The organism is Ruegeria sp. HKCCA5929, from assembly GCF_013034525.1.
In the GTDB taxonomy this organism is placed as follows: Bacteria; Pseudomonadota; Alphaproteobacteria; order Rhodobacterales; family Rhodobacteraceae; genus Ruegeria.
This window is the reverse complement of the sequence record NZ_WQGE01000004.1, coordinates 170,231-190,883: the sequence shown is the minus strand read 5'-3', so window position 1 is coordinate 190,883 and position 20,653 is coordinate 170,231. Positions and strand designations below refer to the sequence as shown.

At 58.3% G+C, this 20,653-nt stretch carries 17 protein-coding genes; 12 read left to right on the top strand and 5 right to left on the bottom strand.

What is annotated here, in order from left to right:
- Nucleotides 1-2: 2 nt before the first annotated feature.
- The 11 genes from GOV90_RS11935 to GOV90_RS11885 all read left to right on the top strand — a co-directional run bounded on the left by GOV90_RS11935 (nt 3) and on the right by GOV90_RS11885 (nt 12,536).
- Nucleotides 3-296 (top strand): hypothetical protein, encoded by a 294-nt coding sequence (locus GOV90_RS11935; protein ID WP_171092305.1) that lies wholly within the window; start codon nt 3-5, stop codon nt 294-296.
- Nucleotides 293-1,219 carry a UDP-N-acetylmuramate dehydrogenase gene (gene murB / locus GOV90_RS11930; RefSeq protein ID WP_171092303.1) on the top strand — a complete coding sequence of 309 codons (927 nt, stop codon included), beginning with the start codon at nt 293-295 and terminating at the stop codon, nt 1,217-1,219. Before GOV90_RS11935 ends, murB begins: the two co-directional genes overlap by 4 nt.
- Nucleotides 1,220-1,328: 109 nt before the next feature.
- A complete protein-coding gene (locus tag GOV90_RS11925) occupies nt 1,329-2,246 on the top strand; it encodes a D-alanine--D-alanine ligase (protein ID WP_171092301.1) in 918 nt (305 codons plus the stop codon).
- Nucleotides 2,234-3,241, top strand: a complete 1,008-nt coding sequence (locus tag GOV90_RS11920) for a cell division protein FtsQ/DivIB (RefSeq protein WP_171092299.1) — start codon at nt 2,234-2,236, stop codon at nt 3,239-3,241. Before GOV90_RS11925 ends, GOV90_RS11920 begins: the two co-directional genes overlap by 13 nt.
- A gap of 8 nt (nt 3,242-3,249) precedes the next feature.
- Nucleotides 3,250-4,584 (top strand): cell division protein FtsA, encoded by a 1,335-nt coding sequence (gene ftsA / locus GOV90_RS11915; RefSeq protein WP_171092297.1) that lies wholly within the window; start codon nt 3,250-3,252, stop codon nt 4,582-4,584.
- Nucleotides 4,571-4,990, top strand: a complete 420-nt coding sequence (locus GOV90_RS11910; protein ID WP_171092295.1) for a hypothetical protein — start codon at nt 4,571-4,573, stop codon at nt 4,988-4,990. The genes ftsA and GOV90_RS11910 overlap by 14 nt, the downstream gene beginning before the upstream one ends.
- 345 nt (nt 4,991-5,335) lie before the next feature.
- Entirely contained in the window at nt 5,336-6,940 is a 1,605-nt protein-coding gene (ftsZ, locus tag GOV90_RS11905) for a cell division protein FtsZ (protein WP_171092293.1), read from the top strand.
- Nucleotides 6,941-7,153: 213 nt separating this feature from the next.
- On the top strand, nt 7,154-8,074 hold the full coding sequence (gene lpxC / locus GOV90_RS11900; RefSeq protein ID WP_171092291.1) for a UDP-3-O-acyl-N-acetylglucosamine deacetylase: 921 nt from the start codon (nt 7,154-7,156) through the stop codon (nt 8,072-8,074).
- A 126-nt stretch (nt 8,075-8,200) separates the two neighbouring features.
- A complete protein-coding gene (locus GOV90_RS11895; protein ID WP_171092288.1) occupies nt 8,201-9,064 on the top strand; it encodes an outer membrane protein assembly factor BamD in 864 nt (287 codons plus the stop codon).
- Between the two features lie 36 nt (nt 9,065-9,100).
- Nucleotides 9,101-10,750, top strand: a complete 1,650-nt coding sequence (gene recN / locus GOV90_RS11890) for a DNA repair protein RecN (protein WP_171092287.1) — start codon at nt 9,101-9,103, stop codon at nt 10,748-10,750.
- Between the two features lie 100 nt (nt 10,751-10,850).
- The gene (locus tag GOV90_RS11885) at nt 10,851-12,536 is read left to right on the top strand and encodes a chloride channel protein (protein ID WP_171092284.1); all 1,686 of its coding nucleotides are present in this window, start codon (nt 10,851-10,853) and stop codon (nt 12,534-12,536) included.
- 3 nt (nt 12,537-12,539) lie between these two features.
- On the opposite strand, the gene GOV90_RS11880 is transcribed toward GOV90_RS11885, so the two are convergent.
- The 5 genes from GOV90_RS11880 to cobS form a co-directional block, all read right to left on the bottom strand.
- Nucleotides 12,540-13,907 (bottom strand): DUF3179 domain-containing protein, encoded by a 1,368-nt coding sequence (locus GOV90_RS11880; protein WP_171092282.1) that lies wholly within the window; start codon nt 13,905-13,907, stop codon nt 12,540-12,542.
- 178 nt (nt 13,908-14,085) lie between these two features.
- Complete coding sequence (locus GOV90_RS11875) at nt 14,086-14,427, bottom strand: DUF427 domain-containing protein (protein WP_171092280.1); 342 nt, start codon at nt 14,425-14,427, stop codon at nt 14,086-14,088.
- A 63-nt stretch (nt 14,428-14,490) separates the two neighbouring features.
- The gene (locus GOV90_RS11870; RefSeq protein ID WP_171092278.1) at nt 14,491-16,281 is read right to left on the bottom strand and encodes an aminopeptidase P family protein; all 1,791 of its coding nucleotides are present in this window, start codon (nt 16,279-16,281) and stop codon (nt 14,491-14,493) included.
- Nucleotides 16,282-16,417: 136 nt separating this feature from the next.
- On the bottom strand, nt 16,418-18,295 hold the full coding sequence (gene cobT, locus GOV90_RS11865; protein WP_171092276.1) for a cobaltochelatase subunit CobT: 1,878 nt from the start codon (nt 18,293-18,295) through the stop codon (nt 16,418-16,420).
- 123 nt (nt 18,296-18,418) lie between these two features.
- Nucleotides 18,419-19,405 carry a cobaltochelatase subunit CobS gene (gene cobS / locus GOV90_RS11860; protein ID WP_171092274.1) on the bottom strand — a complete coding sequence of 329 codons (987 nt, stop codon included), beginning with the start codon at nt 19,403-19,405 and terminating at the stop codon, nt 18,419-18,421.
- 375 nt (nt 19,406-19,780) lie between these two features.
- Here cobS and GOV90_RS11855 point away from each other — a divergent pair, with 375 nt between their 5' ends.
- Entirely contained in the window at nt 19,781-20,614 is an 834-nt protein-coding gene (locus GOV90_RS11855) for a Hint domain-containing protein (RefSeq protein ID WP_171092272.1), read from the top strand.
- The last annotated feature ends 39 nt before the right edge of the window (nt 20,615-20,653 follow it).

The window sequence follows — 20,653 nt, the reverse complement described above, 5'->3', positions numbered from 1 at the left end:
ACATGGTCGATATTGCCACATTCGCCTATTTGCCACTCATTTCTTTGATACTTGGCGGAGTTGCCGGGCTTATTGCCGGGCTCTGGATTGGTGTCAGAGGATTGTTTTGGCTCATCGGCCTGACCTCGGCAGTTGCGTTGGCGCTGATCGTTTTGCTGGCGGGCGTCAGCACGGGCGAGGAGGAGCAGGCATTTGGTCCCTTCATCTGGCTGACTGGATCGGTCCTGCCGTTCCTTCTTGCTGTTATCGTGGGTGGTGTTGGCGGGCGCAGCCTGGCGAAAAAGTCAACCACATGAGCAATCTGCCCGAAGTTCGGGGTCGTCTGACCCCGGCCCGACCGCTGAACGATCTGACATGGCTGCGCGTTGGTGGCCCCGCAGACTACTTGTTCCAACCCGCCGACGTCGAGGACCTGCAAACGTTTTTGCGTGGTCTTCCGTCGGATGTTCCGGTTTTCCCAATGGGTGTCGGTTCAAACCTGATCGTGCGTGACGGTGGCTTGCGCGCCGTGGTGATCCGCTTGGGACGCGGTTTCAACGGGATCGAGATCGAGGGTAACACGGTCACCGCAGGCGCGGCGGCATTGGACGCCCATGTGGCGCGTAAAGCAGCGGATGCCGGGGTCGATCTGACCTTTTTGCGCACCATACCCGGTTCTGTTGGCGGGGCAGTTCGGATGAACGCGGGCTGTTATGGCAGCTACACGGCGGATGTCTTGCGTAAAGCGACTATTGTCACCCGACGGGGTGAATTGCTTGACCTGACCCCCGAAGATCTGAACTTCCGCTATCGCCAGTCCGATCTGCCTGAAGGCTCCGTGTTGATATCGGCGACGTTTCAAGGGCCCTCTGGCGACCCGGCAGAGCTTCACGCCCGCATGGAAGCGCAACTGAAAAAGCGTGATGAAACCCAGCCCACTAAAGATCGCAGCGCCGGGTCAACTTTCCGCAATCCGGCTGGGTTTTCGTCGACCGGGCAGGCGGATGACGTGCATGATCTCAAGGCGTGGAAAGTGATCGATGACGCCGGAATGCGTGGCGCGACGCTGGGCGGTGCACAGATGAGCCCCAAACACTCGAATTTCCTGATCAATACCGGCGCGGCCACTGCCGCTGACCTGGAAGGTCTGGGCGAAGAAGTGCGAAAAAAGGTTTACGAAACAAGCGGCATCACGCTAGAGTGGGAAATCATGCGGGTCGGTGATCCGCTGAAAGAATAAAGCCCCAACCGTCAGACCAATAACAGGCTAATTCAGGCGACGGATCAAAGGCATAAACGCAGTACGGACCACCACATAAGGTCCGGGGACATTGAGGCGCACGTTGGGAATGTCGAGCAGGACAAACCCCAAAGTGGCGGTGTTGATGGGTGGACCCTCGGCGGAACGCGAGGTGTCTCTCAGCTCTGGGCGCGAATGCGCAGCCGCCCTTGTGGGAGAAGGCTTTGAAGTGGTCGAACTGGACGCAGGTCCCGACCTTTATGCGCGCCTTTTGGACATCAAACCGGATGTGGCTTTCAACGCCCTGCATGGACGCTGGGGTGAAGATGGTTGTGTGCAAGGTCTGCTGGAGTGGATGCGGATTCCCTACACCCATTCCGGCGTTTTGGCCTCGGCTCTCGCGATGGATAAACAGCGCAGCAAAGAAGTGTATCAGGCCGAGGGCTTGCCGATCGTGCCCAGCGTGATCGTGCCAAAGGTCGAAGTCATCGAAGTCCACGTGATGGAGCCGCCCTATGTGGCGAAGCCCAATAATGAGGGTTCCAGCGTCGGTATCTACATCGTGCACGAAAACGCCAATGGTCCGCCGCAGCTGGACGAAGCGATGCCCGATCAGGTCATGGTCGAGAAGTACGTGGCCGGGCGCGAGTTGACCGTGACTGTGATGGGGGACCGACCCCTGACCGTGACCGAGATCATGACGGACGATGGCTGGTACGATTACGACGCCAAGTACAAACCCGGCGGATCTTGGCATGTTCTGCCCGCTGACGTTCCGCAAGACATTTTTGATCGTTGCATGGATTACGCCGTACGCGCGCATGATGCGTTGGGGTGCAGGGGTGTCAGCCGTACCGACTTCCGCTGGGATGACAGCATGGGCGCTGATGGTCTGTTTCTGCTGGAGACCAACACGCAACCCGGAATGACGCCCACGTCGCTGGCCCCGGAACAGGCCGCCCATCTGGGCATGACATTTGGCCAGCTTTGCGCCTGGATGGTGGAGGACGCCTCATGCGACCGTTGACCGCCAGCCGTTCACTGGAAATCCATCGATCCAAATCGCTTGCGGGGCCGGATGCTGATTTCGCATCGGCAGACACGGAAACGCACGAAGCAGAGCCGATTTTGCGCCTGCGCGGGGCGCGGGTGTTTTCCCGCACCGCACGCCGCAGCGATCCGGCACCGTCGCGCCTGAGCTACAGGCTTCAGCGCTGGATGCTCACGCCGGGCATCCGCATGGGTGTCAAAGTCGGTTTGCCGATCTGTGCTGTTGCTGCGGCCGTTGGGGTTTACTTCGCCTCGCCAGAGCGGCGGGACGCTGTCACGGCCTTTGTGGCCGATATCCGTACTTCGATTCAGGAACGTCCTGAGTTCATGGTCAATCTGATGGCCATTGATGGGGCTGGCACCAGCTTGTCCGAGGACATCCGCGAGGTCGTGCCTCTGGATTTCCCGATCAGTTCCTGGGATCTGGATGTCGAACACATGCGCGATACGATCACCGGGTTGGACCCGGTGAAATCCGCAACCGTGCGCATCCGTCCGGGCGGTATCCTGCAAGTGGATGTGGTTGAGCGTCAGCCAGCGATCGTCTGGCGCACCCGCGATGGGCTGGAATTGTTGGATGATACCGGAGCCCACGTCAAAGAGACTCCTTCGCGTAAGGACCATTCAGACCTGCCTTTGATCGCCGGCAAAGGCGCGGATGCCCATGTCGCTGAAGCGCTTGAGATCTTTCAAACCTCGCGCAGCCTGGGCAACCGCGTGCGTGGGCTGGTGCGCGTGGGCGAGCGGCGCTGGGATCTGGTTCTGGACCGTGGCCAGCGCATCATGTTGCCGACCACCCGCCCGGTACGTGCGCTGGAACGCGTGCTGGCTGTCAACGAAGTGCAGGACCTTCTGGAACGTGATGTGGCCGTAGTCGATATGCGCCTTGGCCAGCGTCCAACCATCCGAATGAGCAAAGCCGCCAGCGAAGACTGGTGGAATACAAAAGTGAACGTGAGTAACGGGCAGTAACGACCATGATGACCGATCTTTATCAGTCCCAACGCGCTATGCGTCAGATGCGGCGGCAGGCATTGCAACGCGGTGTGATTGCCATTCTGGATGTGGGTAGCTCAAAGATCGCCTGCCTTGTTTTGCGTTTTGACGGCACGGGTCGGCTGAGTGAAGACAACACCATCGGTTCGATGGCTGGCCAGACCGGGTTCCGCGTCATTGGCGCGGCGACCACGCGCTCGCGCGGTGTACAATTTGGCGAAGTCACCGCCATGCAGGAAACCGAACGCGCCATCCGCACCGCGTTGCAAGCGGCGCAGAAGATGGCCGATATGCGCGTCGATCACGTGATCGCTTGTTTCTCGGGGGCCAATCCGCGCTCTTATGGGTTGGATGCGCAAGTCGACCTTGATGGTCAGCTTGTGACCGAGGCCGAGGTCGGCCGTGTTCTGAACGCCTGCGACGTGCCAGATTACGGTGAGGGGCGCGAGGTGTTGCATGCGCAGCCGGTGAACTTTGCGCTCGACAACCGATCGGGTCTGATCGATCCCCGCGGCCAGATGGGTCAAAGCCTCGCGGTCGACATGCATATGTTGACCGTAGACGCGATGGCGATCCAGAATATCGTGCGTTGTATCAAGCGTTGTGATCTTGAGCTCGCAGGTATTGCCAACTCGGCATACGTGTCGGGCATCTCAGCCTTGGTCGAGGACGAGCAGGAGCTGGGCGCAGCCTGTATCGACATGGGTGGTGGCACCACCAGCGTGTCGATCTTCATGAAGAAGCACATGATCTATGCGGATTGCGTCGGTATGGGGGGCGATCACGTAACCAGCGACATCTCGATGGGTCTGGGTGTGCCTGCGGCTGTGGCCGAACGGATCAAAACCTTCAACGGGGGCGTGCACGCAACCGGGGCCGATGACCGGGATATGATCGATATCGGTGGTGACACGGGCGACTGGGAACATGACCGCCGCACCGTCAGCCGGGCCGAGCTGATCGGCATCATGCGCCCGCGCGTCGAAGAGATTCTGGAAGAGGTCCGCGTGCGTCTTGACGCCGCTGGGTTCGAACATATGCCAAGCCAACAAATCGTTCTGACAGGAGGCGGTAGCCAGATCATGGGGCTGGACGGACTTGCCACCCGCATTCTGGGACAGCGCGTGCGTCTGGGACGCCCGTTGCGTGTGCATGGCCTGCCGCAATCGGCGACGGGCCCTGCGTTTTCCTCTGCCGTGGGTCTCAGCCTGTTTGCGGCCCATCCTCAGGATGAATGGTGGGATTTCGAGATCCCGGTCGACACCTATGCTGCGCGCCCGTTCAAACGCGCAGTGCGGTGGTTCCGTGATAACTGGTAAGCACTTGCGCTGGGCCGCGCTTGGCGCTGCCCTGTTGCCTGGCTGGGCCACGGCGCAGAGTATGATCACGCCAGACGCGTTTCTGGACGCTGCGGTCGGCAAAACTCTTACGTTTTACGAGATTCGCAGTGGCGATCTGGTCGGGACCGAGCAATTTCTGAACCGTCGCGTCTCGGTTTGGCGGGAAGAGGGCCGGGGATGTGTTTATGGGCAAATCACGACGCCAAACGGTCAGATCTGCTTTCTTTATGACAACGATCCGGACGGAATCCCGGTTTGCTGGTGGCCGTTTTTGCACGAAGGCCGTCTGATGGTGAGGCTGGCTTCATTTGCAGACGGAGAAATTCAGGAAGTGCGTAGTATCACGGAAAGCAGCCTGAACTGTCCAAACGCCCCGACCAGTTGAAGTTTCCGGTTGCGGCGCGCAGTTTTATCCCTCAAAATATCCACAGGGCCCGTCAGAGGTCTCGCGGCAGGACCTGAGCAGTTTTCCGCAGTGTAGAAATAGTCTGTCTGAGCGCGAAGGAGAGGATTCCTTCGCGGGGTGATGGGTGTCTTGTTATGGTCGCCGATGTTTCCGCTATATCTGGCAGTGCCTGCGAAATGCCGCCGGTTGCTGCCTTATTTCCTCCATATTTTGTGGCAAAACGCGATTTTTGACGTGACCTTTTCGCATCATCCGGCTAGAATCGAACAAGGATAGGTAAGAAAAACACCGCTTTGGCGGGACATAAATACAGGCGGACAGAGCATGACATTGAATCTTTCGATGCCCGGGCACGACGAACTGAAGCCTCGGATTACAGTATTTGGCGTTGGCGGTGCAGGCGGGAACGCCGTCAATAATATGATTGAGAAACAGCTGGACGGCGTCGACTTTGTGGTCGCCAACACCGACGCGCAGGCGCTGCAGCAAAGCCAGTCTTCGGCACGCGTGCAGTTGGGCGTGAAGGTCACCGAAGGTCTGGGCGCGGGGGCCCGTCCAACCGTTGGCGCGGCAGCCGCCGAAGAAAGCATCGAGCAGATCGTCGATCATCTGGCAGGCGCGCATATGTGCTTTATCACCGCCGGTATGGGCGGCGGCACCGGCACCGGCGCTGCACCGATCATCGCGCAAGCCGCCCGTGAATTGGGTGTGCTGACGGTGGGTGTCGTCACCAAGCCTTTCCAATTCGAAGGCGCCAAGCGGATGCGTCAGGCCGAAGACGGCGTTGAAGCACTGCAAAAGGTTGTCGACACGCTGATTATCATTCCGAACCAGAACCTGTTCCGTCTGGCCAACGAAAAGACCACCTTTACCGAAGCCTTCTCGATGGCAGACGACGTTCTGTATCAAGGCGTTAAGGGTGTTACGGACCTGATGGTTCGCCCAGGCTTGATCAACCTCGATTTTGCCGACGTTCGTGCCGTAATGGACGAGATGGGCAAGGCGATGATGGGAACCGGCGAGGCAACCGGCGAAGATCGTGCGGTTCAAGCGGCAGAAAAAGCCATTGCCAACCCGCTGCTGGACGAAATCAGCCTCAAAGGCGCGAAGGGCGTGTTGATCAACATAACCGGCAGCCACGACCTGACTCTGTTCGAACTGGACGAAGCGGCCAACCGCATTCGCGAAGAAGTGGACCCCGAAGCAAACATCATCGTCGGGTCGACGCTGGACACAGCCATGGAAGGCGGCATGCGTGTATCGGTCGTTGCGACCGGTATCGACGCCAGCGAAAAACCCGTGGATGTACCTGTTGCGCGTCGGTCAATGTCCGAGCCCCTGACACGCACCGTTTCGGCGGAAGAGCACATTCAGGAAGACGCACCTGTTGCAGCCGAAATGGTAGAAGCCGCGCCTCAGATGGAAGAGCCTCGTGAACCTTCGCTGTTTGAGGCAGCGGAAGAGCCTGCGCAACCGCAGTTCCAGCCGCGAGACGAGCGGGAAGAGGATGATCTGCCGCCTCCGGCGTACCAGCCGCGCGTCGCCGACTTTGAGCCGCAGCCCGAACACGTCGAACCCGCGCCCGAAAGCTTTGTCGCCCCGCGCGGCCATGCGGCAGGGACACCGTCGCCTGAAGCGCTGCAGCGTCTGCAGGCGGCTGTACAAAAGGTTCCGTCTGCGCCGCAGCGTCCGGCTGCACCGCGTCAGCCCGAGGCCGTTTCGCAGCCCGAACCTGAAGAGCGGTCGCGTTTTGGCTTCAATCGTCTGATCGATCGGATGACCGGTCATGCTGCGGATACACCGGCGCAAGCACCACGTCAGCAACCGGTTCTGCGCCAGTCCGAGGCCACCGCGCCGGTCCAGGATGAGGCCGATCCCGAGCAGGATCGTATCGAAATTCCTGCCTTCCTGCGCCGCCAAGCCAACTGATCGCGGTAACAAAATCCACTCACAGGGCCGCTTCTTAGCGGCCCTTTATCGTTTAGAAATGGTGGTTTACGAATATGTAAGCAGGGTTTTGCCGATCTGTTACATACATGTTTCATTCGGTTACAAAGAGTGAGTTGAGCCTTGACGCAGGCTTCCTTAACTGAGTGTCCAACACAGCCCTCGCAGGCTGGACACTGCTCACCGAGGCCCATTTTGCAACATACGCTCAAATCTCCGGTCACGTTCAAAGGCGTTGGACTGCATGGCGGCCAACCCGCAACCATGGTTCTCAAGCCTGCTGCGGCGGGGCATGGGATTTGGTTCAAACGTACGGATATTCATCTGGGCGATGCAATGATCCCCGCCATTTACCATGCGGTCGAGCGTACCCCGCTCTGCACCCGACTGGTGAATGACTCAGGCGTCTCGGTCTCGACCATTGAACATATCATGGCCGCATTGGCCGGATGTGGTGTACACAACGCGCTGATCGAGATTGATGGTCCCGAAGTGCCGATCATGGACGGGTCTTCGATCGACTTCGTGCGTGGCATCATGGCAAAAGGCGTGCGCCGTCAAGCCAGCCCGGTTCTGGCCTATGAGGTTCTGAAGCCCGTGACCGCGTCGCGCGAAGGCGCGGATGCCAGTATCGTTCCTGCCGACGGTTTGATCATCGACTTCCACATTGATTTCGAAGACAGCGCAATCGGCAGCCAGACCAAAACGCTGGATATGCGCAACGGTTCCTTTGCGCGCGAACTCAGCGATTGCCGTACATTCTGCCGTCGCACGGATGTCGAAGCCATGCGTGCCAACGGGCTGGCCTTGGGTGGTACGCTGGACAATGCCGTTGTAGTTCAGGGCGACGAGGTGCTGACGCCCGGTGGTTTCCGCCGCGCCGACGAAGCTGTGCGTCACAAGATGCTGGATGCTCTGGGTGACCTCTATCTGGCAGGTGGTCCGATTCTGGGCCACTTTACCGGTAACAAGTCGGGCCATTCTCTGACCAACACCCTTCTGCGCAACCTGTTCGAGACACCCGGTGCGGTGCGTCCGGTGCTGTGCACGCCGCAGCAGGCCGCACGTCTGCCGGGGCAGGGGCTTATTGTAAACGAAATTCCGGAAGTCGCCTGATCAGATCAACTCTGACGACATTTGCGCCAGATGTTGCATAAGGCGTTTTGCACCGGAATTTTCTGTGCTAGACCATGGCTCAATTCGGGGCGAACCCCATTAAGTAAGACGACAAGGATGGGCGGTATGGTTGGCAGCAAAGCGGCAGTCAGACTCGCAGGCGCGATTTTTCTGACAGCAGTTTTGACAGCGTGTGGTAACGGAGGCGGCCTTTTCGGCAACAAAGGCGCTGACCGGAGCCAGAACCTTGAAGGGTTCACGCCGGAACAGATCTACACCCGTGGTGAATACGAACTGTCGCAGAATCGCTCGGACGATGCGGCATGGTATTTTTCGGAAGTTGAACGCCTGTATCCTTATTCCGATTGGGCCAAACGTGCGCTGATCATGCAGGCGTTTTCGTTCCACTCGGACAAGAACTATGAAGAAAGCCGGGCCGCGGCGCAGCGATATATCGACTTCTACCCCACGGATGAAGACGCAGCTTACGCGCAATACCTGCTGGCGCTTAGCTACTATGATCAGATCGATGAGGTCGGGCGCGATCAGGGCCTGACCTTTCAGGCACTGCAATCGCTGCGCACCGTGATCGAGGTGTATCCCGACAGCGAATATGCCACCTCGGCGGTTTTGAAATTCGACCTCGCCTTTGACCATCTGGCAGGCAAAGAGATGGAGATCGGGCGCTATTACCTGCGTCAGGATCACTACATCGCAGCGATCAATCGATTCCGCGTTGTTGTTGAAGATTTCCAGACGACCTCTCACACCGCTGAAGCGCTCTATCGTCTGGTCGAGGCTTATTTGTCCCTTGGCCTGCTGGACGAAGCGCAGACAGCCGGTGCCATCCTTGGCTATAACTACCAGTCCTCGGAATGGTATGACGATGCCTACAAGCTGCTGACGTCGCGCGGTCTTGATCTAAAGAGCCGTGGCAACAACTGGCTCAGCACGATCTATCGTCAGACCATCAAGGGTGAATGGTTGTAATCGCCATGGCTTCTGGCTTGGGACGCTAAAGACCCGATGCTGCGCGCCCTAGATATCCGCGACATGCTCATCATCGACCGGTTGGAACTGACCTTCCAACCGGGTTTGAACGCTTTGACCGGGGAAACAGGGGCTGGCAAATCGATCCTTCTGGATTCGCTAGGGTTTGTGTTGGGCTGGCGCGGACGGGCCGAATTGGTGCGGCAGGGTGCAGCACAGGGCGAGGTCGTCGCCGAGTTTGAACTCTCCACCGACCATCCCGCTCATGCGATTCTGTCTGAAGCCGGCTTGCCGGGCGGCGAAGAACTGATCCTGCGTCGGGTCAACACTGCCGAGGGGCGTAAGACCGCCTGGGTCAATGATCGGCGGTGCTCGGGCGAAGTGCTGCGCGCATTGTCCGAAACCCTGATCGAACTACATGGACAGCATGACGATCGTGGGTTGCTGAACCCGCGCGGGCATCGGGCGATGCTGGACGATTTCGCTGATGTATCGGGGCATTTGGCCAAAGTGCGTGCGGCCTGGTCCGAGATGTCCCGTGCGCGTAAAGCCCTGGCCGAAACCGAGGCCGCACTGGAGGCTGTCCGCAGCGAAGAAGAATTCCTGCGCCACGCTGTGGCCGAACTGGAGCAGCTTGATCCGCAACCGGGCGAGGATGCCGAACTGGATGCCCGCCGCCGCATGATGCAAGGGGCCGAACGCATCCGGGATGATGTCGCCCGCGCTTTCGCGCTGTTATCCGGGGATGGGGCTGAAGGTGCAATGTCTGACGCGATCCGCTGGTTGGAAGGCGTGTCAGACAACGCAGGTGGTCAATTGGAAGAACCGATTGCCGCGCTAGGGCGGGCGATGATCGAACTGGGCGAGGCGCAGGACGGCGTGAATGCATGCCTTCAGGCGCTGGATTTCAACCCGGCGGAACTGGAACAGGCCGAAGAACGCCTGTTTGCCATCCGTGCACAAGCGCGAAAGCATGATGTATCACCGGATGATCTGGGAACATTTGCCGACACTCTGCGCGACCGGTTGAATCGGTTGGAGGCGGGTGACGCCGATCTGGCGGACAAACGTGCAGCCGTGAACGCGGCGCAGGAAGCCTATAACACTGCTGCTGCCGAGCTGAGCGCAGCCCGCAAGGCGGCTGCTGGGCGGCTTGATGCTGCCGTCATGACTGAACTGGCCCCGCTCAAGATGGAACGCGCCGTGTTCCAAACCGAACTCACTTTGGCGGAACCGGGACCCGAAGGCACTGACGCAGTGGCGTTCACTGTGGCGACCAATCCCGGCGCTCCGGCCGGTCCTTTGAACAAGATTGCATCGGGCGGTGAACTCAGCCGTTTTTTGCTGGCGCTCAAAGTCTGTCTGACTGGGGATGACAGCGCGCGCACGATGATCTTTGACGAGATTGACCGGGGCGTTGGCGGTGCCACAGCTGATGCGGTTGGGCGCAGGCTGGCGTCATTGGCGCAGGGCGGTCAGGTTCTTGTCGTCACCCATTCGCCTCAGGTTGCCGCCCGTGCCGCGCATCACTGGCGTGTGCAGAAACAGGTGACAAAGGGACAAACCCTGTCCACCGTAATTCCCTTGGCGGAACCGGACCGTGTGGATGAGATCGCGCGTATGGTGGCAGGTGATACAATCACCGAGGAAGCACGCGCTGCTGCCCGGGCCCTGCTGCAAGCCTGATATGCCTGTGGCGTGAATCAGTGCTCACACTGTCGCTATCTCACTTTTATATGGACGCTCCGTGGCTTACTAAGGGTTAAGAGATGATCCCCGAGGGCCAATGACCCAATCGACCCGCACCGTTCTGCGCAACCAGTTCAATCAGGCTCTGGCCGCGATCAAGGATGCGTGGCGGGTGATGCTGCGCCGGGGGCCAAGCCAGATCCAGTTTTGGTTCATCGCACTGGCCATCGGTATCGCGGCAGGGTTCATGGCGCTTGGCTTCCGCAAAGCCATCCGTTCCCTGCAGGCTTACCTTTACGACACGGATGATATCCTGCTGCTGCACAGCCATGCCGAGAAGTTGCCGTGGTTCATGGTTCTGATTATTCCCATCGTCGGCGGCCTGCTTGTGGGCGTCATCTTGAACCGGTTCACCAATGACGGGCGTGTACGGTCTGTGGCCGATGTAATCGAAGGCGCCGCCGTGACGGACGGCCGGGTTGAGGTCAAGGCCGGGATCGCGTCGTTTTTTGCTTCTCTGATCACGCTCAGTTCGGGCGGGTCAACGGGCCGGGAAGGGCCTGTAGTGCATATGGCCGGAGTGATTTCCACCTGGGTCAGCAACCGCATCCACGCGGACGGGATCACGGGGCGTGACCTTTTGGGATGTGCCGTTGCCGCCGCTGTTTCAGCCAGTTTCAACGCGCCCATCGCGGGGGCCTTATTTGCGCTCGAGGTCGTGCTGCGCCATTTCGCCGTTCATGCCTTTGCGCCGATCGTTATCGCCTCGGTCGCGGGAACGGTGATCAACCGGCTGGAATACGGCGATGTTACCGAATTCACCCTGGATACGCCGGGGTCGCTGCAATTTTATGTCGAACTTCCGGCTTTCCTGATCCTCGGTCTGATCTGTGGATTTGTCGCCCTGCTGCTGATGCGATCGATCTTCTTTGCCGAGGATATCGGCAGTCATATCCAAAGCCGTCTGTCCATCCCGGGGTGGCTGCGCCCGGCGGTCTCTGGCGCGATGCTGGGGCTGATGGCGATCTGGTTCCCGCATATCATCGGCGTGGGTTACGAGACCACAATCCGTGCTCTGACCGGTGATCTGGTTCTGACAACGGCCATCCTGTTTGCCGTTACCAAAACCGTTGCCGTCGCCATCACCATGGGCGGGCGCATGGGCGGTGGTGTGTTTTCTCCCTCACTTATGGTGGGCGCGCTGACCGGGCTGGCCTTTGGACTGATCGCCACCGGACTGTTGCCGGACGTGTCCGGAACACACACGCTTTATGCCTTTGCCGGAATGGGTGCTGTTGCTGCGGCGGTGCTGGGTGCACCTATTTCGACCACACTGATTGTCTTTGAATTGACCGGGGATTGGCAGATCGGTCTTGCGGTGATGGTGACGGTTTCTATGTCCACTGCGCTGGCCTCGCGTCTTGTGGATCGGTCCTTCTTCCTGACCCAACTGGAACGGCGGGATGTCCATCTGGCGGCCGGGCCGCAGGCGTATCTGTTGGCCATGCTGCGCGCCGGGGCCGTGATGCGCCCAATCGGTGACCCGCGTTCGATCACCAAGGAAGAAGCGCAAGGACTGATCGAGCAGGGCCTGTGCATTCAGGCCAGCGCCACACTGGAAGCCGCCATGCCCTATTTCGACCGGGCGGACATCCCTTGTATTCCGGTGGTTATTTTGGATACCGATGGAACTGAAACACCGGTAGGTGCGCTTTATCACATTGATGCGCTCAAGGCCTACAACAGGGCGCTTGCCGCCACCGCGGCCGAGGAACATTCCTGATCCTCAACCACCGTAGACGCTGGCAGCGTCCCCCAGGTAATTGTCCCATGCAAACCAGTAAGAAATGTGGCCCGCAACCCGAGACAAGCGTGTGCCATCCGGTCCGATCAACGCGTCTTCAGTCACGGTCCAGCTTTGACCTCTGCCATCCTGCAAACCTGTTTGCGTGGCCTTGAATGTATGACCTTTACGCTCGTAGGCGCGTACGCTGCGTTCCTTTGGGTCCCCGATCAGAACCAGTGGCGTTTGGGCGATGGCGTCGTTTATCACCGGCTTGTGCTTGAATGCATCCAGCGGCCATGCGCGCGCGGCTCCGAACTGGCGCACGGCAAAGATGTAATCTTTCTGCCGATGTCTGGACTGATCCACCGCAGCCGGGAACATCAACTCGCTTGAGGCGAAGTAGTCTCGATAGACAACGCCCGACCCATAATTGCGCCGATGCCCGGTATTCAGAGACAAGACGCGCGTCTTTGGGTGCGAGGTTTTCCAACTGTCCCACGTAGTGATCACAACCGGGCGCTGTTTCAACGTGATGCCGCTATTCACCAAAGGACCCACAACAGGTTTGCCGGTGTATTGGTTCCAAAGCGAATGTGTCTCGCGGTCAAACATCAGCTTGTTCGAGCGATAAAGGAACCCTGACGAACCGAAAATGAACGGTTTTCGCCGCCCCGCCACCTGCGTTTCAAAAAGAATGCCGGACCCGCAAAGCGTGCAATAGGCCAGCGCCACGGGTACTCCGCCGATCACTTCATTGAACATCTCGTGCCAGCCCATGATCCGCAACGGATAGGCGCGCTCGTCCCCGTTGATTGCTACGCCGAAGACCAGATCATCGCCTTTAAGATATCCGGCATTCGAAGGTGAAATCAGAGACGGATTGTCCAAAGACGGAATACCGTCCTTATGCACTCCGCCCCATGCGATTTCTTCCAAACGGATCTTCATCCGGTCGCGTTGCAGGTATTCGGGTTGCAGGAACACGTCGAAGTTCGGGTCGATCCGCAGCAGAACCTCGCGCTTGAACGGGATAAGCGACGGATGAGGAGTAATCTGCGGGTTCCGCTCCTGCCACAGCATCCACTCGAACCAGTCGTTGCCATAGCGCTGCCCGGTCAGAGCCTCCATTACCTCGACGATCTCGTCTCGCCGACGGTCGGCATAACGCATCGCGGTCAACAACCCAGGAACAACATCTGGCTGCCCACGATCCTTGAGGTACGCCATCTGCGCCTCAAACGCGGTACGTCGCCCCTCCAGCGTGCTACGCAAAGCTTCAAGCACTGGATCCTGCTGTGCCCAAAGCGAGCTTGGGGCAAGCGCACCAGCCCCGATCATCCCTGCAAAACCGCGACGTGAAATCAACATGGAAGCCTCCGGTGATACCCGCAGGTAAGTGTGCCGCAATTGCCGCTCACATGCATTCCACAGCTGCGTGAGGGTAGGAAATAGAGAGCGCTTTCGCTTTCAGAAGCTTTACAATAGTCGCAAAAAAAACGGGCCTTCCGGCCCGTTTGAATGCGCAACAAAGATCGCTAAGCTCAGACTAAATCTGCTCTACCTTCACTGATTCCACAGGATAAAATGCCAGATGATCTTTGATCTCAGCCACGTCCGGGATTGGGTTCTCATAGCTCCAGACTGCATTTTCGGTCACGGATGATTTGTTGACGATGGAAAAATGCGTTGCGTCGCCCTTGCCGGGGCAATGGGTTACTTTGTCGGTACGGTCCAAAAAGGCCATCGCGATGTCGTTGCGCGGGAAGTAGATCACCGGATCCTTGTCGCCTTCGTGCAGTTCCAGGGCGTTGTTTGTCTCGCCCAGGATCGCACCGCCCGAGCGGACACTCCATTTGCCCGGCGCTTTTTGGATCGTGATCTCGGTCATTCCTATTCCTTCCTTCGTCGTATTCGGGCCTCTCCTCTGCCCGTTCTATGTAACAGCCCGGTGTCAGACCGGCGCAGTTGCGGCATCCAACCACAGTTGCGCGTCACGTCCCAGGCTTGGGCGGATCTTTTCCGCAACGTCGCGGTGGTAGGCATTCAGCCAGTCACGTTCGTCGGGTGTCAACATATCGACCAGGATCAGCCTGCGGTCAATCGGTACGAAAGTCAGCGTCCGCCAGTTCAGCATTGCACGCTCTGCGTCGCTGCCGGGCAGGGCGGGAGCCTCTTCCACTACGACAAGGTTTTCAATGCGGATGCCAAAAGCGCCTTCACGATAGTATCCAGGCTCGTTTGACAGGATCATACCTGGCTGCAACGGCACATGGCTTACCCTTGACAGGCGCTGCGGCCCTTCGTGAACACTCAGATAAGCTCCGACCCCGTGGCCGACCCCATGATTGAAGTCTTGCCCTGCGGCCCAAAGCGGCGTTCGCGCCACGCATTCGATGTCACGACCTGCAAGCCCTGCAGGCCAGCGCAACATCGACATGGCAATCATGCCTTTCAGGACACGTGTGAAACACGTTTTCTCTTCCTCGCCAACTTCGCCGATGGCAATGGTTCGTGTGATATCGGTTGTACCGTCCAGATATTGCCCGCCGCTGTCCAGAACCAGAATGTGACCGTCTTCCAAGCGGCTGTCGGTTTCTTCGGTCACGCGATAATGCATGATCGCACCGTTTGGCCCGGTCCCTGCGATGGTGTCGAACGAGATATCCTGAAGCGCATTGTCCTTGCGCCGGTTCTCTTCCAAGCGCGTGACCACTTGAGTCTCGGTCAAACTGGCGGGTACCTGCCCGTCCAGCCAGCAGAGGGTCTCGATCACGGCCACTGCATCACGCAAATGCGCTTCGGCGCTGCCCGCGATTTCGGCAGGGTTTTTGCAGGCTTTGGGCAGGGCACAAGGATCCCCACCTTCAGTCATCTCCGCCCCCAACACATCCGCTACGATCTGGGGCAGTGTGCCAATGTCCACTTGAACCGGCCCCTCCAGTGCGCCGACCGTATCCGGGAAAGTCTGCGGGTCATGCACAGTCACATTTGAACCTAGATGATCCCTGACTTCGACCAGCTTTTCGGCTGTCATGAACAGGTCGACCTTGCCATCCGCATGTAAAATCGCAAAACCATGTGCGACCGGGTTATAGGCAATGTCAGATCCGCGAATATTCAACAGCCACATTATCGAATCCGGCAGGGTGAGGATCGCAGCACTATTCCCATTCCGCTGCAAGTCTTTGGCCAGACGCGTAATTTTGCTGTCCGACGACTCCCCGGCAAATTCAATCGGATGCACCTTGACCGGCTTCATGGGTGGCGCAGGTTGATCCGTCCAGATCCGGTCAACAAGGTTCTCACATCTCACTGGTTCGATACCAGTACCGTCCAGATCACGAAGCAAATCGGAAATCTGACCTGCAGCGTGCAGCCAAGGATCAAACCCCACCTTGCCCCCGTGGGGCAGTTGCTCTTTCAGCCACGCGCTCAGGCTGACCTCGGGCCAGGGCACTGGCGTGAAGTCATCGGCAACCTGTGCCTTAACCTGCGTACGATACCGCCCGTCAATGAAGACCCCGGCGACATCAGGCAAGGCGGCGCAAAACCCGGCCGAACCTGTAAAACCCGTTAACCAAGCCAAACGTTCATCACGTGGGGCCACATATTCCCCTTGATGGGCGTCCGCGCGCGGTATCAGAAACCCATCCAAACCTGCTTGCGCCATTTCCGCTCGCAGCGCGGTCAACCTTGGTGGGCCTTGTTCCGGGCGGGCAGTCACTTGAAAGGATTGGAACATGAAGGGCCTCATTCACTGTGGTACCGGCAGACCCTGAGGCGCAGTGGAACAAATGTCCAGATCAGTATGACCCGAACAAAAGCCGATCCCAGACTTCATCTTTTCAAAAATACTCCCGCCGGAGGCAAGGCCAGCCTCAGCTGGCCTTTCGCATCCCCATCACCCGGGCCCGAGCGCGCGGATCACTGTCGAACAAAGCCGCCAACTGTTCGGTCATAGCTCCTGCCAGCTGTTCCACATCGGTGATGGTCACGGCGCGGTCATAATACCGGGTCACGTCGTGGCCGATCCCGATGGCCAACAGTTCCACCATCTTGCGCTTTTCGACCATGGCGATCACATCGCGAAGGTGTTTTTCCAGATAATTGGCCGGGTTCACACTCAGCGTGGAATCGTCGACCGGAGCACCATCCGAAATGACCATCAGGATCTTTCGCGCCTCGCGCCGCGCCAGCATCCGCCGGTGCGCCCATTCCAACGCCTCACCGTCGATGTTTTCCTTCAGCAGGCCCTCTTTCATCATCAGGCCCAGATTGGGGCGCGCTCGACGCCAGGGCGCATCGGCACCCTTATAAATGATATGGCGCAGATCGTTCAGACGCCCCGGCTGCTGCGGGCGGCCATCGTTCAGCCAAGCCTCGCGCGCCTGACCACCTTTCCACGCCCGCGTGGTAAAACCCAGAATCTCGACCTTCACATTGCAGCGTTCCAGCGTCCGCGCCAGAACATCCGCACAGATGGCCGCGATCGAAATCGGACGTCCCCGCATCGAGCCGGAATTGTCCAGTAGCAGTGTGACCACTGTATCGCGGAATTCGGTATCTTTCTCGACCTTGAAGCTCAATGGTGTGGTTGGATTCGCCACCACACGCGCCAGACGACCGGCATCCAGAATACCTTCTTCGCGGTCGAACTCCCAACTGCGGTTCTGTTGTGCCTGCAGTCGACGCTGTAGCTTGTTGGCCAGGCGGCTCACAGCCCCCTTCAGCGGTTCCAGCTGCTGATCAAGATAGGCACGCAGCCGTTCCAGCTCGGCAGGTTCCGCCAGGTCCTCGGCAGCGATTTCTTCGTCATGGGTATCCAGATAGACTTTGTAATCCGGGTCAGCCTCGGATGCTGGCGGCGGGGCAGGTGGCTCCATCGGGGCCTCACCTTCAGGCATCTCCGCCTCATCGCCCAACTCATCCTCGGCCATCTCATCCATCGAGACCTGTGCCTGAGATTGATCCTGTTGCTCTTCCTGGCTTTGTTCAGGGGTGGCGTCTGCGTCCTGCTCGTCCTGATCATCCTGACCGGTGCTGTCTGGGTCGGGCTGTTCTTCAGCGTCTTCCTCGGCCTGATCTTCCTGCTCATCGTCCAGCTCATCGGGGTCATCCCCAAGCTGATCGCCATAGCCCAGATCCTTGATCACCTGACGGGCAAATTTGGCAAACTCGGCCTGATCCGAGAGAATTTCGTCCAGATTCTCCAGCGTGCCTCCGGCCTGTTCCTCGATGAAGCCGCGCCACAGGTTCATGATGTTCTCGGCCGCAGGCGGCAAATCGCGCCCGGTGGCCAGATGCCGTATCAGATAGCCTGCTGCCACGGCCAGAGGTGCATCGGCAGGCTGTTTGCATTGGTCATAGCCACGCCGGATCGCCTCATGCCCGATCTTGACGTCAATATTGCTGGCAGTGCCGGGCATATCCCGCGCGCCCATTGCTTCGCAGCGAGCGGTCTCCATCGCCTCATAGAGGTCCCGCGCCATATCACCCGGAGGGGCATAGCGTGCATGAGTGGCATCGTCGTGGTATTTGCGTTGCAAGGCCAGAGCATCGGCAGTACCGCGCGCCAAAAGCACCTCTTCGCGCGTCATCCGGCGCGAAACCTGAGGCAAACGCATCGACTCGCCGGACATGCCCGAAGGATCAACCGTATAGGTTACGGACAGCTCGGGGTCATCGGCCATGACCTTGGTTGCCTCGGCCAGAGCCTTCTTGAACGGATCAGCAGGGTTGTCGTTCTTCTGTGCCATGTCCCCAAGCCTTTCACATTGCAGCCCCGATTTCCATGAGCAGGGAAACGGGATCCGCCTTCATCTGGCTAAAAATACCTCCGCCGGAGGCATTGCGCCCGCAAACGGGCGCAATTCGGCGTATTACCCTAAGCTCACACTCGCCGCGCTTTCCGGCAGCTCTTCGTCGAAGCAGCGTTGATAGAACTCGGCCACGGTCTGACGCTCCAACTCGTCACATTTGTTCAGGAAAGACAGGCGGAAAGCATACCCGACATCGCGGAAAATCTCGGCGTTCTGTGCCCAGTTGATCACCGTACGGGGGCTCATGACGGTCGACAGATCGCCATTCATGAAGGCAGTCCGGGTCAGGTCGGCCACAGTGACCATCTGACTGACGGTCTTGCGGCCGTCGGCGGTGTTGTAATGTGGCGCTTTCGACAGCACGATCATCGTTTCGGCATCGTGGCTGAGGTAGTTCAGGGTCGAGACCAAAGACCAGCGGTCCATCTGTGCCTGGTTGATCTGCTGCGTGCCGTGGTACAGACCCGTGGTGTCGCCCAGACCAACCGTGTTGGCGGTGGCAAACAGGCGGAAGTTAGGGTTCGGTGTGATGATCTCGTTCTGGTCCAGCAGGGTCAGTTTGCCGTCATGCTCCAGAACACGCTGGATTACGAACATCACGTCCGCGCGGCCCGCGTCATATTCGTCGAACACGATGGCGACCGGGTTACGCAGCGCCCAGGGCAAGATGCCTTCGTGGAACTCAGTGACCTGCTTACCGTCGCGCAGCTTGATCGCGTCCTTACCGATCAGGTCGATCCGGCTGATATGGCTGTCCAGGTTCACGCGTACTGCGGGCCAGTTCAAACGCGCCGCAACCTGTTCAATGTGAGTCGATTTACCCGTACCGTGATAGCCCTGGATCATCACACGACGGTTGTGGGCAAAACCCGCCAGAATGGCCAGCGTAGTTTCAGGATCGAATTTATAGGTCGGGTCGATGGCCGGCACACGATCTGTGGCTTCGGCAAAGCCTTTGACCTTCATTTCCGTATCAATGCCGAATACGTCGCGGACCGAGATATCTTCGGTTGGTTTTGCGTTTACGTCGATCGATCCGTCAGCCATTCGTCTTGTCCTTATCCTTTGGCCCGCCTTGCCGGGTCTGAACCCGTGTGTGGTGCAACATATTGCGGGCAAGGGCAAGGGAAAGAGACAGACCTGAAAAGCTGAGGGGATGTTTCTTTGAAACTGGCCTTATCGTTATTGCGCGCCGAGGCTTGTGACTTTCGGCTCAAACCGAGAAAGGAACGTTATCCCCGGGGCGTGCAGTTTAAAAGAAATTAAATATAAAAATATTACAATTATATTATGTGAAGGATTAATCTGGCTATATGCTCATGCATAAGTCGCTCTAGGTGTTTGTTAACGGAAAAAGTTCGAATGGCGCTTACAATTCTAGGCCCATCTTCAATTGCGGTCCCCAGTGGGTCGTCTTCCGTTATGCAACAATACACTGCAACCAAAGCCGGAGCTTCATGGAATGTTGTTGTTACGGGAACAGGGGGATTGAACCCTTCCGATTACTCTGTTTCGATTTCGTCGAGCGGGGTTTTAACTGTTGACCTCACCCCGGGTGTCGTCATTCCTCCCAACACGCAACTGGCCGTCGAAATATTCGCGTCTACGGGTCCTGGAAATGGCAACAACGACACACTCTTAGTGACGGTCGCGCTTCCGGCTGGAACTGTGCCGTGTTTCGTGAAGGGCACTATGATAGCAACCGAAAAAGGGTATTGTGCTGTCGAAGATCTTTCAGTCGGAGAGAAAGTGCGCCTTTCCAGCGGTGATCTGCTGCCCATTGAGTGGATTGGAGAAAAGACCCTGAGCGCGGAGGATTTGAGGCGCAACCCTCAATTGAACCCCGTTTGTATCCAAAAGGGAGCGTTGGGAGAAGGCATTCCTCACCGCGATTTGTACGTATCTCCGCAACACAGAATTGTTCTGGAAGGATGGCGCGCAGAACTTCTGTACGGAGAGCCTAGAGTCTTTGCCGCAGCAATCCATCTGGTGAACGACAAAACCATTCGTCAGGTTCATTTCAATGAGCCAGTCACGTACTACCACATTGCTTGTTGTCGCCACGCAATACTGATGTCCAACGGTTTGCTAACTGAAAGTTTATTTCTGGGTGATATAGCGCTGAAATCCTTCCACCGCGAAGACGTAAAAGAGTTGCTAACGCTATTTTCGGAATTAAGTGATCGCTCGACAGTGCCCTCACAAACTCGCCTGAGTTGCTTGAAGCGTTGGGAAGCACTTGTAATTCGAAGTTAAGCTCGCGGAGAAAGCCCTGCCATTTACTGATCTACACCG

What these genes read in the sequence shown, in the direction of transcription:
- GOV90_RS11870 (WP_171092278.1), bottom strand. Translation starts at nt 16,281, where the DNA reads ATGTTCCAATCCTTTCAAGTGACTGCCCGCCCGGAACAAGGCCCACCA.
- ftsA (WP_171092297.1), top strand. Translation starts at nt 3,250, where the DNA reads ATGACCGATCTTTATCAGTCCCAACGCGCTATGCGTCAGATGCGGCGG.
- murB (WP_171092303.1), top strand. Translation starts at nt 293, where the DNA reads ATGAGCAATCTGCCCGAAGTTCGGGGTCGTCTGACCCCGGCCCGACCG.
- GOV90_RS11885 (WP_171092284.1), top strand. Translation starts at nt 10,851, where the DNA reads ATGACCCAATCGACCCGCACCGTTCTGCGCAACCAGTTCAATCAGGCT.
- cobS (WP_171092274.1), bottom strand. Translation starts at nt 19,405, where the DNA reads ATGGCTGACGGATCGATCGACGTAAACGCAAAACCAACCGAAGATATC.
- GOV90_RS11935 (WP_171092305.1), top strand. Translation starts at nt 3, where the DNA reads ATGGTCGATATTGCCACATTCGCCTATTTGCCACTCATTTCTTTGATA.
- GOV90_RS11895 (WP_171092288.1), top strand. Translation starts at nt 8,201, where the DNA reads ATGGTTGGCAGCAAAGCGGCAGTCAGACTCGCAGGCGCGATTTTTCTG.
- GOV90_RS11875 (WP_171092280.1), bottom strand. Translation starts at nt 14,427, where the DNA reads ATGACCGAGATCACGATCCAAAAAGCGCCGGGCAAATGGAGTGTCCGC.
- ftsZ (WP_171092293.1), top strand. Translation starts at nt 5,336, where the DNA reads ATGACATTGAATCTTTCGATGCCCGGGCACGACGAACTGAAGCCTCGG.
- GOV90_RS11920 (WP_171092299.1), top strand. Translation starts at nt 2,234, where the DNA reads ATGCGACCGTTGACCGCCAGCCGTTCACTGGAAATCCATCGATCCAAA.
- GOV90_RS11880 (WP_171092282.1), bottom strand. Translation starts at nt 13,907, where the DNA reads ATGTTGATTTCACGTCGCGGTTTTGCAGGGATGATCGGGGCTGGTGCG.
- cobT (WP_171092276.1), bottom strand. Translation starts at nt 18,295, where the DNA reads ATGGCACAGAAGAACGACAACCCTGCTGATCCGTTCAAGAAGGCTCTG.
- GOV90_RS11925 (WP_171092301.1), top strand. Translation starts at nt 1,329, where the DNA reads ATGTCGAGCAGGACAAACCCCAAAGTGGCGGTGTTGATGGGTGGACCC.
- recN (WP_171092287.1), top strand. Translation starts at nt 9,101, where the DNA reads ATGCTGCGCGCCCTAGATATCCGCGACATGCTCATCATCGACCGGTTG.
- GOV90_RS11855 (WP_171092272.1), top strand. Translation starts at nt 19,781, where the DNA reads ATGCAACAATACACTGCAACCAAAGCCGGAGCTTCATGGAATGTTGTT.